This is a genomic window from Micromonospora sp. WMMD708 (genome assembly GCF_049315245.1).
Classification (GTDB): Bacteria; Actinomycetota; Actinomycetes; order Mycobacteriales; family Micromonosporaceae; genus Micromonospora; species Micromonospora wenchangensis.
In genome coordinates this window covers 496,923-509,437 of sequence record NZ_CP186060.1, presented here as the reverse complement: position 1 = coordinate 509,437, position 12,515 = coordinate 496,923, and the positions used below count along the sequence as shown (strand labels likewise).

Here is a 12,515-nt window from a genome sequence, read left to right as displayed (position 1 = left end):
CACCTGGTGGCGGGTAGAGGATTCGAACCTCTGTAGCTTTCGCGACGGATTTACAGTCCGCTCCCATTGGCCGCTCGGGCAACCCGCCAGGGCACACCGCCGTGTCGTAACGCGGCAGCGGAGCAAGGATAGCGGTCGCCCCCGGGGGCATGGCAACCGGGTACCGTCAGAGGGTCGTGGGGCTGGTCAGCACCGCGACGACCCTGACAGACCGCCGGACAAGCAGGAGCATCAGCATGGCAGCGAACCCGTCGTTCGACATCGTGAGCAAGGTCGACCGGCAGGAGGTCGACAACGCCCTTCGCCAGACGGAGAAGGAGCTTGCCCAGCGGTTCGACTTCCGCGGCACCGGCGCCGAGATCTCCTGGTCGGGTGAGGAGGCGATCAGCCTCCAGGCCGAGACCGAGGAGCGGGTCAGCGCCGCCCTGGACGTGTTCAAGGAGAAGCTGGTCAAGCGGAACATCTCGTTGAAGTCCCTGGACGCCGGCGACCCCCGCGCCTCGGGCAAGGTCTACAAGATCGACGCCAAGGTGATCCAGGGCATCGAGTCGGAGAAGGCCAAGGCGATCAGCAAGAAGATCCGCGACGAGGGCCCGAAGGGCGTCCAGGCGCAGATCCAGGGCGACCAGCTCCGGGTCACCGGCAAGAAGAAGGACGACCTCCAGACCGTCATCTCCCTGCTCAAGGGCGAGGACTTCGGGGTGGCCCTCCAGTTCACCAACTACCGCTGACCCGGTAGCCGGCACCGCACGCGCGGGCGGTCGTCCCCTGACGGGACGACCGCCCGCGGCACGCGTACCCCCCGTCAGACCGTGACGGGGTGTTCGGCGCGGGTGGCGGCGGCCTCGGCGCGGGCGATCGGGCCGCCGGGCAGCGCCGCGACGGCGGCCCCGACGCCGACCGCTGCGGCGGCGAACAGGAACGCCCAGGGCACCCCGCCGGCGTGGTCGACGATCAGGCCGGCCACCGCGCCGCCGGCCGCGCTCGCCGCCACCGACATGGTCACCACCCAGGTGTACGCCTCGTTGAGCATTCCCGTCGGGGTGATCCGCCCGACCAGGGTGTTCTCCAGGGTCAGCGCGGGGGCGATGGTGGCTCCGCCGATCACCAGGGCGATGCCGAGGGACACCGGGCCGGGCATCACCGCGAAGATCGCCAGGGTGCCGGCCACCGCCGCGAGCAGCCAGGCGAACTGGCGGGTCATGTTGGCCGCCGGGCGGCGTACCCCGAACCAGAAACCGCCCACGGCGCTGCCCACCCCCCAGACGGCGAGCAGCAGGCCGGCCAGGCTCTGCGGGTCGTCGGTGGGCTGGTTACCGGCGAACGCCGGCACGATCACGCCGGCCGCGCCGAACGCGATGCCGAGACTCGCCACGCAGACCAGCAGCGCCGGGAACCCGCCGACCCGCAGCGGACCGAGGCCCCGGGCGTGGTGCTCGCGGGCGTGCGGACGCCAGGCGCGCATCACCCGGCCGAGTGCCACCCCGCCGGTGCCGACCAGGGTCACCACGGCCGCGCCGACCAGTGCGGCTGCGGCGTCGGCCACCAGGACGAACGCGGCCACCAGCAGCGGGCCGAGTACGAAGACGACCTCGAACAGCGACGTCTCGGCGGCCAGCGCGGTGTTGCGCAACTGGTAGCGGCCGGTCGCCGGGGCGGTCAGGTCGTTCCAGGCCCCCCGGATCGCGGCGGTCAGCGGCGGATAGGTGGCCCCGGCCAGCCCGGCCGCCAGGTAGATCAGGCGCAGGTCGGCGTTCTCGGCGCGACTGGCCCCGAGCAGCGCGAACAGGGCCAGCGGGTGCGCCACGGCGGTGACCAGCAGCACCGGGGTGGGTCCGACCCGGTCGGCGATCCGGCCGGCGACCGGGCTGAGCGCGGCACCGGACAGGGCGTAGATGCCACCGGCCACGGCGGCGAGGGAGTACCGGCCGGTGACCTGCTCCACGACCAGCAGCAACGCCAGCGGGGTCATGCCGATGCCGAGCCGGCCGACGACACCGAGGAGCAGCAGTAGGGGGGCGCCGGGAATCCGCCAGACGCCCAGGTACTGGCGCAGTGCGGACACGGCACACCTCCCAGGAGACGATCAGGTAACGACTCAGAACCCTGTAGACCCTAACGCCGCAGGTCGCTCCGGGAATGGTCGATTCACTCACACCCGGGGCCGCTGACCCGGTGGCGGCGAGACGGTAACTTGCTGATCGACCCAGATACATACACCGCTGGATCGCCCCCGATGCCGTAGGAGGTCCAATGGTCGGCACGACGACCGAACGCCGCCGGCCCGGCCCGGCGTCCCGGGGCAGCCGCCGCCGGGCAGCTGTCCCGGTGCTCCGGGAGAGCACCCGTCACCAGCAGAACGGGGTCGAGGAAGCGGATCCGACGACCTGATGACCGACGCCGACGAGCGGCTCTCACCGCCCCCCGGTTACCTGGCCCTGTTCCGGCATCCGGTCGCCTCCCGCCTGGTCACCGCCCGGGGGATCTCCGAGCTGGGCGACTTCGTGGGGCTGGCCGCGCTGCTGCTGCTCGCGTACGACCAGACGCAGTCGGTCCTCGGGCCGGCCGCCGTGTACGCCGCCCGCGCCCTGCCCGCCCTGCTGGTCGCCACGGTGTTCAGCGGCTGGCTGGACGTGCCGGCCCGCCGTACCCTGCTGGTCTGGCTCTCGGTGGCCGGCGCGGTGCTGATCGCGGCCCCCCTCGCGGTGCCCCGGCCGGTGCCGGCGATCGTCGCGGCGGGGCTGCTCGGCGCGGTCCGGGCCGCCTACTCCAGCGTCAACGTGGCGGTCGCCGCCGAGGCGGTGGACGCCCCGCTGCGGCTGCCGCTGTTCGGCCTGTCCGCCTTCGCCAACCAGGTCGGCCAGGTGGTGGGGCTGCTGGCCGGGGCGAGCATCACCGTGGCGCTCGGCCCCCGGGTGGCGCTCCTGATCGACCTGGTCTCGTTCCTCGTCGCGGCGGTGGTGCTGGCCGGCCTGCCGGGCGGGCAGCAGCGGCGGCGCGGGCCGCGCCCGCCGGCCACCGCCGGCCTGCAGACCATCGCCGGGCATCCGGTGCTGCGTGGTGTGGCCCTGCTCACCCTCGCCACCGTGCTCTCCGGCGCGCTGCCGGAGACCCTCGCCCCGGACCTCGCCGCCGGGGCCTGGCGGCCGGTGGTGCTGGCCTCGTCGGCGCTGGGCGGGGCGGTCTTCGTGCTGGTGCTGGGGCGGGGCACCTGGCTGGGTCGGCTGGCCGGGCAGGTCACCGTGGCCGCCGCCCTGGCCGGGGCGCTGCTGCTGGCCGCCCTGCTGGTCGCCACGCACGCCCCGGTATGGGCGCTGGCATGCGCCAACGCGCTGATCGGCGCGGGCGGCGGGTGGCTGATCGGCGCGCAGGCCACCTTTGCCCGGCTGGCCCCGGTGGAGCGGATGGGGCAGGTGGAGGCGACCATCGTGGCCGCCAACATCGTCGTCGCCGGCTGCGGGATCTTCCTGCTCGGCTCGGCCGCCGCGCTGTTCGGGCCGGCCGTGGCCTACCTGCTGGCCGGGGTGCTGCTGCTGGTCGTGGTGCTGCTGACCCGCCCCGACCGGCTGCCCGCCGACGTGGGCCCGCAGCCGACCGGCCCGACCCGCTGACCCGTGGACACGACCGCGCCCGCGTCCGGGCTGGACGCGGGCGCGGTGTCGGTCGGGGTCAGCGCTGGAACTGCACCGGGCCCGTGGTGCGGGCCATCTGCTCCAGCCGGGCCACCCGCTCCTCCATCCGCGGGTGGGTGGAGAAGAGTGCGGCGATGCCGCCACCCCGCTTGAACGGGTTGTCGATCATCAGGTGGGCGGTGCTGGTGAGCTGACCCTGGGCGGGCAGCGGCCGGGCCTGCGTCCCCAGGTGGATCTTGCGGAGGGCACTGGCCAGGGCCAGCGGGTCCCGGGTGAGCTGCGCGCCCGAGGCGTCAGCCTGGAACTCCCGGCTCCGGCTGATCGCCAACTGGATCACGGTGGCCGCGATCGGGCCGAGGATGATGGTGAGCAGCAGCACGGCCGGGTTCGGGCCGTCCTCGTCGTTACTGCCACCCAGCGGGATGAAGAACGCCAGGTTCGCCAACATGGTGATGATGCCGGCCAGCCCGGCCGCCACGCTGGAGATCAGGATGTCCCGGTTGTAGACGTGGGACAGCTCGTGGCCGATCACCCCGCGCAGCTCGCGGTAGTCGAGGATCTCGGTGATCCCCTGGGTGACGCAGACCGCCGCGTTGGCCGGGTTACGCCCGGTCGCGAACGCGTTGGGCTGCGAGGTGGGGCTCACGTACAGCCGGGGCATCGGCTGACGGGCCTCGGTGGCCAGCTCACGAACCATCCGGTACAGCTCGGGGAACTGGGCCTCGCTGACCGGTTGCGCCCGCATCGAGCGCAACGCGAGCTTGTCGGAGAAGAAGTAGGTCACTCCGTTCATCAGCAACGAGACGACGACGGCGACGACGAGGCCACCGCTCCCACCGAACCAGTAGCCGACCGCGAGGATCAGCGAGGTCAGCAGGCCCAGCAGCGCTGCGGTCTTCAGACGGTTGTGATGCACGATCGCTCCTTCGGTGCGCGGGTCGCGCGGGACCCGCTGACCGGTACAACGTCACCGGTACCCGTCAACCATCCAGCTCATGACTGGCAGTTGACTGACAGAAGCTGTGAACCCGCTGAACGGACCGGACACCGGGGACGGCCCGGGACACCAGGTCAGGGGGCGTCCGGCCCGCCGGGGCGGACGCTCCGCGCGGGCCGGTCAGCGGGAGGCGAGGTCCAGCACCAACTGCGGGGCGAAGCCGATCACCACGGCCAGTGCCGTCGCCCCGGCCAGCGCCACGGAGACCGGCCAGGCCACCCGGCCGGTCAGCACCCCGGGCGCGACCGGCTGCCCGGCGGCGGTCGACTCCGCAGCCCGCGTCGGACCGGCCGGCAGCGGGGTCGGGTCGGCGTAGAGGGTGGCGGCGAGGCGCAGGTAGTAGGCCAGGCCGATGACCGCATTCAGGGCCACCACCACAGCCAGCCAGCCGGCCCCGCCGTCCAGTACCGCCCGCACCACGGTCACCTTGGCGAACAGCCCCGCCAGCCCGGGCGGCAGGCCGGCCAGCCCGACCAGGGCCAACGCGAACGCCGCCCCGGCCCAGGGCCGCCGCCGGGCCACCCCACTCAGGTCCGCCACCGCGCCGCCGTCCGCACCGGCCGGGCGCAGCGCCACCAGCGCCGCGAACGCTGCCAACTCCACCACCACGAAGAAGACCGCGTACGCCACCGCGGCGGCGTACGCCCCGGCCCGGACGTCATCGGCCCGGCCGGCGGCCGACGCCAGCACCCCCAGCGGAGCCAGGATGTAGCCCGCCTGCGCCACCGACGACCAGGCGAGCAACCGGACGGTACGCCGCTGGCGCAGCGCCACCAGGTTGCCCACGGTCATGGTGAGCACCGCCAGCAGGGCCAGCACCGGGCCCGTCACCTCGGCCGGCAGCGCCCGCTGCACCACCGCCAGCAGGGCCACCACCCCGCCCAGCTTCGACGCGGTGGACAGGTAGGCCGCCACCGGCAGCGGTGCCCCGTCGTAGGTCGCCGGCACCCAGGCGTGGAACGGCACCGCCGCCACCTTGAAGGCCAGCCCGAGCACCACCAGCGCCACCGCCGCCGGGACCAGCGGCACGTCGGGCGCGTCGGCCAGCAGCCCGCCGAGCCGACCCAGGTGCAGGCCACCGGTCGCCGCGTAGAGCAGTGCCGCGCCGAGCAGGGTGACCGTCGTGGCCACCACGCTCACCACGAAGAAGGTGACCGCCGCCTCGGCACTGGCCAGGCTGCCCCGACGCAGGCCCACCAGCACGTACAGCGGCAGGGTCAGGGTCTCCAGGGCGACGATCAGGGTGATCAGGTCACCGGCCGCGCCGAGCACCACGCCACCGGTCATCGAGCAGGCCAGCAGGAAGCAGTACTCGCCGACGGGCGTCGGGCCACCGCGCAGCAGCGGCCCGGAGAGCCCGAGCACCCCCAGGGTGAGCAGGGCGAAGACCCCCGCGACCAGGGCCGCCCGGCCGTCGAAAACCCACGAGCAGTCGGTGCCGACGCAGAACGTCCGCCGGGTGCCGGCCGCGCCCACCGCCACCGCGCCGACGCCGGTGGCGACGACGCCCGCGCAGGCCACGGCCACCGTCGCGCCGGCCCGGCCGACCAGCAGATCCGCCAGCAGCACGAGTACGACGGTGCCGGCCGCCAGGTACGCCGGCAGCAACGCCATGTTGTCGACGCTCTGCACCACACTCACGAGTCGGACCCTTCGTTCGCGACTGCGGGGCTCCGCTGCGCTGCACTCCTCGCGCTCACCGGACCACCCTTCCGCTCGCGACTGCGGGGCTCCGCTGCGCTGCACTCCTCGCGCTCACCGGACCGACCCCGTTCACCGGACGATCCCCACCAGGGCGTCCACCGGGCCGGTGGCGTAGCCGAGCACCAGGGTGGGTGCCAGGCCGACGGCGAGGGCGAGCAGGACCAGCGGGACCCAGGCGGTCAGCTCCACCCCGGCCAGGGCGGGGGTGAACCGGCCCACCGCCGGGCTCGGCCGACCGTGGGTGACCCGGCGCAGCAACCGCAGGAAGTACGCGGCGGTGAGTGCCCCGCCGACCGCCGCCAGCACCGCCAGCGTGGTCCACAGCGGCCCGCCCCGCTCGACGGCCGCGACCACCGCGAACGCCTCCCCCCAGAACCCGGCCAGGCCGGGCAGGCCGAGCGAGGCGACCGCCGCGAAGCCGAGCAGACCGGCCAGCCGGGGTGCGGTCTCCCGCAGCCCGGACAGCTCGGCCAGCGCCCCGGTGTGGGCCCGGTCCTTGACCGCCCCGGCGAGGAAGAACAACAGCCCGGTGATCACCCCGTGCGCCACGTTGCCGATCAGCGCCGCCTGGATGCCGGTGGCGGTCAGCGTCGCCACCCCGAGCAGCACGAAGCCCATGTGACCGACGCTGGAGTAGGCGATCAGCCGCTTCAGGTCGTCCTGGGCCAGGCAGACCAGGGAGCCGACCAGGATCGCCGCGACGGCCAGCACCCCCAGGATCGGCGCGGCCCAGCGGGCACCCTCCGGGGCCACCCCGACGGCGACCCGGATCAGGCCGTACGTGCCCATCTTGAGCAGGACCCCGGCGAGGATGACGCTGCCGACGGTGGGTGCCTGGGTGTGCGCGTCGGGCAGCCAGGTGTGCAGCGGCCAGAGCGGGGCCTTCACCGCGAACGCCAACCCGAGCAGGGCGAACGCGGCCAACTGGGTGCCCCGGGACAGTCCCGTCCCGCCGGTCAGCGCGACGATGTCGGCGGTTCCTGCGGCGGCCACCACGACGAACACGCCGACCAGCAGCAGCACCGAGCCGAAGAGCGTGTAGAGGGCGAACTTGCGGGCCGCCGCGCGGGCCGCGTCGCGCGCCGGCAGGTCATCGCCGGTGCCGCCCCAGCCGGCGATGACCGCGTACATCGGCAGCAGGACGACCTCGAAGAAGACGAAGAAGAGCACCAGGTCGAGGGCGAGGAAGGTGCCCAGGATGCCCACCTCGACCATGAGCAGCAACGCCACCAGCGCCCGGCCGCTCCCCCGGCCCTCGGGCACCCGGCGCACGGTGTAGCCGCAGCAGAGCAGGGTGAGCAGGGCGGTGAGCACCACCAGCGGCCAGGAGATGCCGTCCACCCCGAGGTGGAAGCGCAGGTCGAGGCCGGGCACCCAGGGCAGGTCGACCTCGTGCCAGGGCTGCACCGCAGGAGCCGGGCCGTAGCCGAACCAGCCGTGGTCGCCGAGCACCAGCAGCGCCGCCCCGACCAGGGTCAGGCCGGCGACCGCCGTGCCCAGCAGCCGGGCCGCCCGCTCCCGTGGCAGCACGGCCACCAGCGCCGCCCCCACCGCCGGCAACGCCAACACCCCGATCAGCAACACCTGTCCCAAGCTCATGAGGATGCTCCGATCAGGGCGGCGGCGAGGCCGATCAGCAGGGCGCCGGCCAGCACCGCCGCCGTCGCGCGGGGCAGCGCCGCCCGGTGCAGCGCGGCCAGCCCGGCACCGAGCGCCGAGGTGCCCCGGCCGACCCCCTCCACCAGGCCGTCCACCCCCACCTCGTCACCGGTACGGGTCACCCGGGCCAGCGCCGTCGTGGGGCGTACCACAAGGGTGTGTTGCAGGTCGTCGAGGCGGAAGGCGCGGGCGAACACCGGACGCAGCGGACCCAGCGCGCGGGCCGGATCGGCGGCCGGGTCACGCCGCCAGCCGGCCCAGGCCAGCCCCGCCCCGACCAGCAGCAGCACGAGCGGTAGCAGCACCGCCGGGGTCAGGTGGACCAGGTCGACGTCGGCGGCGGTGCCCCGTAGCCGGTCGGTGAACGGCGGCCAGAACGCGGCCAGCCCGAGCAGCGCCGCCGGGACGGCCAGCAGCAGCACCGGCCAACGCATCAGAGCCGGTGGGTCGTGCGGGTGCAGCAGCGGCAGCCGGGGCTCGCCGAAGAAGGCGCGCAGCAGCAGCCGGGTGGCGTACGCGGCGGTGAGCAGCACCCCGAGCAGACCGGCCAGCCAGACCAGCCAGCCGACCCACGCCGGGGCGGGACCGGTGCCGTCGAGCGCGGCGGCCTCGGCGGCGGCGAGCACACCGTCCTTGCTCCAGAAACCGGACAGCGGCGGCACGCCGGCCAGCGCACCCAGGCCGATCAGGGTGCACCAGAAGGTGACCGGCATGCTGCGTCGCAGCCCGCCCATCCGGGACAACAGGGTGGTGCCGACGGCGTGGATCACCGCACCGGCGGCGAGGAACAGCAGCGCCTTGAACGCGGCGTGGGTGAGCAGGTGGAACAGTGCGGCGGCCGGGGCACCGACGGCGAGCGCGCCGGTCATGTAGCCGAGCTGGGAGACCGTCGACCAGGCGAGCACCCGCTTCAGGTCGTCCTGGGCGGTGGCGGCGAACGCGCCGAGCAGCAGGGTGATCGAGGCGAGCACGCCGAGCACCGCCAGTGCCACCGGGGCCCGGGTGAACAGCGGGTAGAGCCTCGTCACCGCGTACACCCCGGCGGCGACCATGGTCGCGGCGTGGATCAGCGCGGAGATCGGGGTCGGGCCGGCCATCGCGTCCGGCAGCCAGGTGTGCAGCGGGAACTGGGCGCTCTTGCCGGCGACCCCGGCGAGCAGCAGCAGGCAGGCGGCGGTCAGCGTGCCGGTGGCGTGGTCGTGGGCGAGCACGTCGGCGATCCGGAAACTGCCCGCCGAGACGCCGAGCAGCGCGATGCCGAGCAGGAACCCGACGTCACCCACCCGGGTGACCAGGAACGCCTTCATCGCGGCGGCGGGCGCCTCGGGCAGCCGGCGGTCGTGGGCGATCAGCAGGTACGAGCAGAGGCCCATCACCTCCCAGCCGACCAGCAGCAGGATCAGGTCCCCGCTGACCACCACCAGCAGCATCGCGGCGGTGAACAGGCTGATCTGCGCGGCGTAGGGCGGGTAGCGGTGGTCCACCTCGACGTCGTCGTGCGGGCCGCGCCGCAGGTAGGCCACCGAGTAGACCTGCACCGCCAGGGCCACCGCCGCCACCGCGACCGCGACCAGCGCGGCGACGCCGTCCAGCCGTACCCCGAGGGTTACCCGCAGCCCACCGAGGTCGATCCAGGTGGTGCTGGTCTCCACCGGGTCGCCGAGGCGCACCAGCAGCAGCACCGCGACCAGCAACGCGCCAGCCGCGCCCGCCACCCCGAGGCCGATCGCCGCCCGCCGGGCCACACCCTCCCCGGTGGTCGCGCCCTGCGGTGCCGGCGGCAGCAGCAACCCGAGCAACCCGGCAACCAGGGGTACGACCGGCAGCGCCGCCCCGAGCAGCCCGGTCACCGCCCGGCCCCCGCCTGTGCGCCGGCCGGCCCGGCCGCGACGTCACCTGTCGACCCCGCCCGGCCCCCGGCCGGCTCGGTCAACGGCACGTCGTCCACGGTGACACTGGCCCGCAGCCGGTAGAGCTGGAGCACGATGGCCAGCCCGACGCCGATCTCGGCGGCGGCCAGCACGATCACGAACAACGCGAAGACCTGCCCGGAGTGCGGCAGCGCCGCCCGCACGGTGGTGTCGGCGGTGACCAGGATCAGGTTGACCGCGTTGAGCATCAGCTCCACCGCCATCAGCACCAGCACCGCGTTGCGTCGCCGCAGCACACCGTAGACGCCCAGGCCGAACAGCAGCGCGGCGGTGACGTACGGGATGACCGGCCTCACCGGACCACCTCTGTTCGCGACTGCGCGGGGACGGTGTCGGGGCGGCGGCCGATGTCGGGGCGGGACAGGATGACCGCGCCGACCAGGGCGGCCAGCAGCAGCACCGACAGCACCTCGAACGGCAGCACCCAGGAGCGGAACACCTGCTCGCCGATGCCCTCGGCGGTGCCCGCCGCCGGCAGCTCCACCGTCGACCAGCGGAACGCGTCCACCAGCAGCGCCGTCAGGCCCAGCCCGGTGCCCGCACCGATCAGCGCGGCCGGCCAGCCCGGCCGGTCCAGGTCGTCGGACGCTCCGATCGGGGCCCGGGTCAGCATCACCGCGAACAGCAGCAGCACCACCACCGCGCCCACGTAGATCAGCACCTGCACCCAGGCGACCAGTTCGGCGGTGAGCACCAGGTAGTCGCCGGCCAGCGCGCCCAGGCAGAGCACCAGGTAGAGGCCGGCCCGGACCAGGTGCTTCGTGGCGACCACCAGCACCCCCGACCCGACCGCCACCGCGCCCAGGGCCAGCAGGAGGACGTCCGCACCGGTCACCGGGGAGCACCTCCGTCGTCGGCGGGGCCGGGCTCGGGGCGTACCACGGTGGGGCGGGCCGCGGAGCTGGTCGGGGCGGCGGCCTTGCGCGCGGCGGTGGTCTCCTCCTTGGCCGGCTCGCCGTGCGGGTCGTGCGCGGGCGGCGGCGGCACCGTGGCCATCCACTGGCCGAGGTGGTCCCGGTCGTGCAGCAGGTCCTTGATGTCGTACTCGGCGTACTCGAACTCGGGCGACCAGTAGAGGGCGTCGAACGGGCAGACCTCGATGCAGATCCCGCAGTACATGCAGAGCGAGAAGTCGATGTCGAACTTGTCGAGGACGTTGCGCTGGCGGGGACGGGCCGCGCCGGCCACCGCCACCTCCTCCTTGTGCGAGTCGATGTAGATGCACCAGTCGGGGCACTCCCGGGCGCAGAGCATGCAGACCGTGCAGTTCTCGGTCAGCAGCGCGATCACCCCCCGGGAGCGGGGCGGCAGCTCGGGCGCGACGTCGGGGTACTGCTGGGTGTGCGACCGGCGGGTCATCGTCTTCAACGTGACCGCCAGCCCCTTCACCAGCCCTCCGCCGGTGCCCCCGCCGTGCTCGCTCACCGTGTCGCCCCGACTCGCTCGCTCATGGGGTCATCCTGCCCTGTGGCCACGGCGTGCGCGACCACCACCCGGCGTTTGCCGGCGTTACCCTGACAGGCGGGGAGAACGACGCACCGGGAAGGACCGACCGATGACCGCCGCGCTGCAGAACGACCATCCGCCCGAGGGCGGCTGGACGACTGACGATCTGGACGCGCTGCCCGAGGACGGCCGCCGCCGCGAACTTCTCGATGGAGTGCTGATCGTGTCCCCCTCCCCCACCCGCATCCACCAGACCATCGCGATGCGACTTGGCGTCGCGCTCGAAGAGGACTGTCCCGACGACTACGACGTGACCCAGGCCGTGGAGGTGCGGATCAACCGGACCCGCTCGTTCATCCCCGACGTGCTGGTGACCACGTCCACCGCCGCCGCCCGCGAGCCGTCCCGGTACGAACCGCACGAGGTGGTGCTGGCCGTCGAGATCGTCTCCCCCAGCACCCGCTCCATCGACCGGGTGCTCAAGCCGACCCTCTACGCGCAGGCCGGCATCCCGTTCTACTGGCGGATCGAGGTGGAGGACGACGGTCTGGTCGTGCACACCTACAAGATCGACGCGGTGAACGAGGTCTACACCGAGACCGGGCGGTGGACGAAGTTCGTCGACACCGGTGAGCCGTTCCCGGTGAACCTGTCGATCGCCCGGATCACGCCCCGGCGTCGGTGAGCGGCGGCAGCATCTCCACACCCAACTGTTGCAGCAGTTGGAACAGCTCGTTGACGCTCCACACGTCGACGATCCGCCCGGCGGCGTCGAAGCGCAGGAACGTCGCCCCGGAGTAGCTGACCACCTGCCCGGTCGGCGGCACCGGGCCGAACTGTCCCGCCTGGGTGCCGGCGGCCCGCCAGCGCAGCGCCACCCGGTCCCCGGCCGCCACCACGTCCACCAGTTTGTAACGTAGGTCGGGGAAGGCGGCCCGGCGGTCCCGATGCCAGGCCAGCACCGCCGCCGGGCCGGTGCCGCCGAGCCCCGGGCACTCCTGCGCCACCAACTCGTACGCCGACTCCTCGCGGCCGGCGTTCCACACGTCGGCCACGAACCGCCGGGCCACCGCCGCCACGTCGATCATGTGGGCAGCCTAGGCCCGCGTTACCGTGCCACCGGACGCCGGACCCGCCATGATGGGA

General features: G+C 73.8%; 12 protein-coding genes and 1 tRNA gene. 3 read left to right on the top strand and 10 right to left on the bottom strand.

The window, feature by feature from the left end; translation table 11 throughout:
• Positions 1-4 precede the first annotated feature (4 nt).
• Positions 5-88: transfer RNA gene (locus ACN260_RS02305), tRNA-Tyr, on the bottom strand.
• 148 nt (positions 89-236) lie between these two features.
• On the opposite strand from ACN260_RS02305, the gene ACN260_RS02300 reads away from it, so the two are divergent.
• Positions 237-731, top strand: coding sequence for a YajQ family cyclic di-GMP-binding protein (locus ACN260_RS02300; RefSeq protein ID WP_204924838.1), 495 nt, complete (start codon positions 237-239; stop codon positions 729-731).
• A gap of 74 nt (positions 732-805) precedes the next feature.
• Here ACN260_RS02300 and ACN260_RS02295 read toward each other — a convergent pair whose 3' ends face one another.
• Positions 806-2,065: an MFS transporter gene (locus ACN260_RS02295; RefSeq protein WP_422754524.1), complete on the bottom strand. Its 1,260-nt coding sequence runs from the start codon at positions 2,063-2,065 to the stop codon at positions 806-808.
• Between the two features lie 325 nt (positions 2,066-2,390).
• Here ACN260_RS02295 and ACN260_RS02290 point away from each other — a divergent pair, with 325 nt between their 5' ends.
• Positions 2,391-3,611, top strand: coding sequence for a hypothetical protein (locus ACN260_RS02290; RefSeq protein WP_422754523.1), 1,221 nt, complete (start codon positions 2,391-2,393; stop codon positions 3,609-3,611).
• Positions 3,612-3,669: 58 nt separating this feature from the next.
• Here ACN260_RS02290 and htpX read toward each other — a convergent pair whose 3' ends face one another.
• The 7 genes from htpX to ACN260_RS02255 form a co-directional block, all read right to left on the bottom strand.
• Entirely contained in the window at positions 3,670-4,548 is an 879-nt protein-coding gene (gene htpX / locus ACN260_RS02285; protein ID WP_422754522.1) for a zinc metalloprotease HtpX, read from the bottom strand.
• Positions 4,549-4,749: 201 nt separating this feature from the next.
• Positions 4,750-6,270 (bottom strand): NADH-quinone oxidoreductase subunit N, encoded by a 1,521-nt coding sequence (locus ACN260_RS02280; protein ID WP_422754521.1) that lies wholly within the window; start codon positions 6,268-6,270, stop codon positions 4,750-4,752.
• Between the two features lie 132 nt (positions 6,271-6,402).
• On the bottom strand, positions 6,403-7,932 hold the full coding sequence (locus ACN260_RS02275) for a complex I subunit 4 family protein (protein ID WP_422754520.1): 1,530 nt from the start codon (positions 7,930-7,932) through the stop codon (positions 6,403-6,405).
• Entirely contained in the window at positions 7,929-9,842 is a 1,914-nt protein-coding gene (locus tag ACN260_RS02270) for an NADH-quinone oxidoreductase subunit L (RefSeq protein WP_422754519.1), read from the bottom strand. Before ACN260_RS02270 ends, ACN260_RS02275 begins: the two co-directional genes overlap by 4 nt.
• Entirely contained in the window at positions 9,839-10,219 is a 381-nt protein-coding gene (gene nuoK / locus ACN260_RS02265) for an NADH-quinone oxidoreductase subunit NuoK (RefSeq protein WP_422754518.1), read from the bottom strand. The genes ACN260_RS02270 and nuoK overlap by 4 nt, the downstream gene beginning before the upstream one ends.
• Positions 10,216-10,758 carry an NADH-quinone oxidoreductase subunit J gene (locus ACN260_RS02260; protein WP_422754517.1) on the bottom strand — a complete coding sequence of 181 codons (543 nt, stop codon included), beginning with the start codon at positions 10,756-10,758 and terminating at the stop codon, positions 10,216-10,218. Before ACN260_RS02260 ends, nuoK begins: the two co-directional genes overlap by 4 nt.
• Positions 10,755-11,348 carry a NuoI/complex I 23 kDa subunit family protein gene (locus ACN260_RS02255; RefSeq protein ID WP_204924829.1) on the bottom strand — a complete coding sequence of 198 codons (594 nt, stop codon included), beginning with the start codon at positions 11,346-11,348 and terminating at the stop codon, positions 10,755-10,757. Before ACN260_RS02255 ends, ACN260_RS02260 begins: the two co-directional genes overlap by 4 nt.
• A gap of 130 nt (positions 11,349-11,478) precedes the next feature.
• On the opposite strand from ACN260_RS02255, the gene ACN260_RS02250 reads away from it, so the two are divergent.
• Positions 11,479-12,054 carry a Uma2 family endonuclease gene (locus ACN260_RS02250; protein ID WP_422754516.1) on the top strand — a complete coding sequence of 192 codons (576 nt, stop codon included), beginning with the start codon at positions 11,479-11,481 and terminating at the stop codon, positions 12,052-12,054.
• On the opposite strand, the gene ACN260_RS02245 is transcribed toward ACN260_RS02250, so the two are convergent.
• Entirely contained in the window at positions 12,035-12,457 is a 423-nt protein-coding gene (locus ACN260_RS02245; RefSeq protein ID WP_204957667.1) for an ester cyclase, read from the bottom strand. The genes ACN260_RS02250 and ACN260_RS02245 overlap by 20 nt on opposite strands.
• Positions 12,458-12,515 lie beyond the last annotated feature (58 nt).

What these genes read in the sequence shown, in the direction of transcription:
- ACN260_RS02245 (WP_204957667.1), bottom strand. Translation starts at nt 12,457, where the DNA reads ATGATCGACGTGGCGGCGGTGGCCCGGCGGTTCGTGGCCGACGTGTGG.
- ACN260_RS02290 (WP_422754523.1), top strand. Translation starts at nt 2,391, where the DNA reads ATGACCGACGCCGACGAGCGGCTCTCACCGCCCCCCGGTTACCTGGCC.
- ACN260_RS02300 (WP_204924838.1), top strand. Translation starts at nt 237, where the DNA reads ATGGCAGCGAACCCGTCGTTCGACATCGTGAGCAAGGTCGACCGGCAG.
- ACN260_RS02275 (WP_422754520.1), bottom strand. Translation starts at nt 7,932, where the DNA reads ATGAGCTTGGGACAGGTGTTGCTGATCGGGGTGTTGGCGTTGCCGGCG.
- ACN260_RS02250 (WP_422754516.1), top strand. Translation starts at nt 11,479, where the DNA reads ATGACCGCCGCGCTGCAGAACGACCATCCGCCCGAGGGCGGCTGGACG.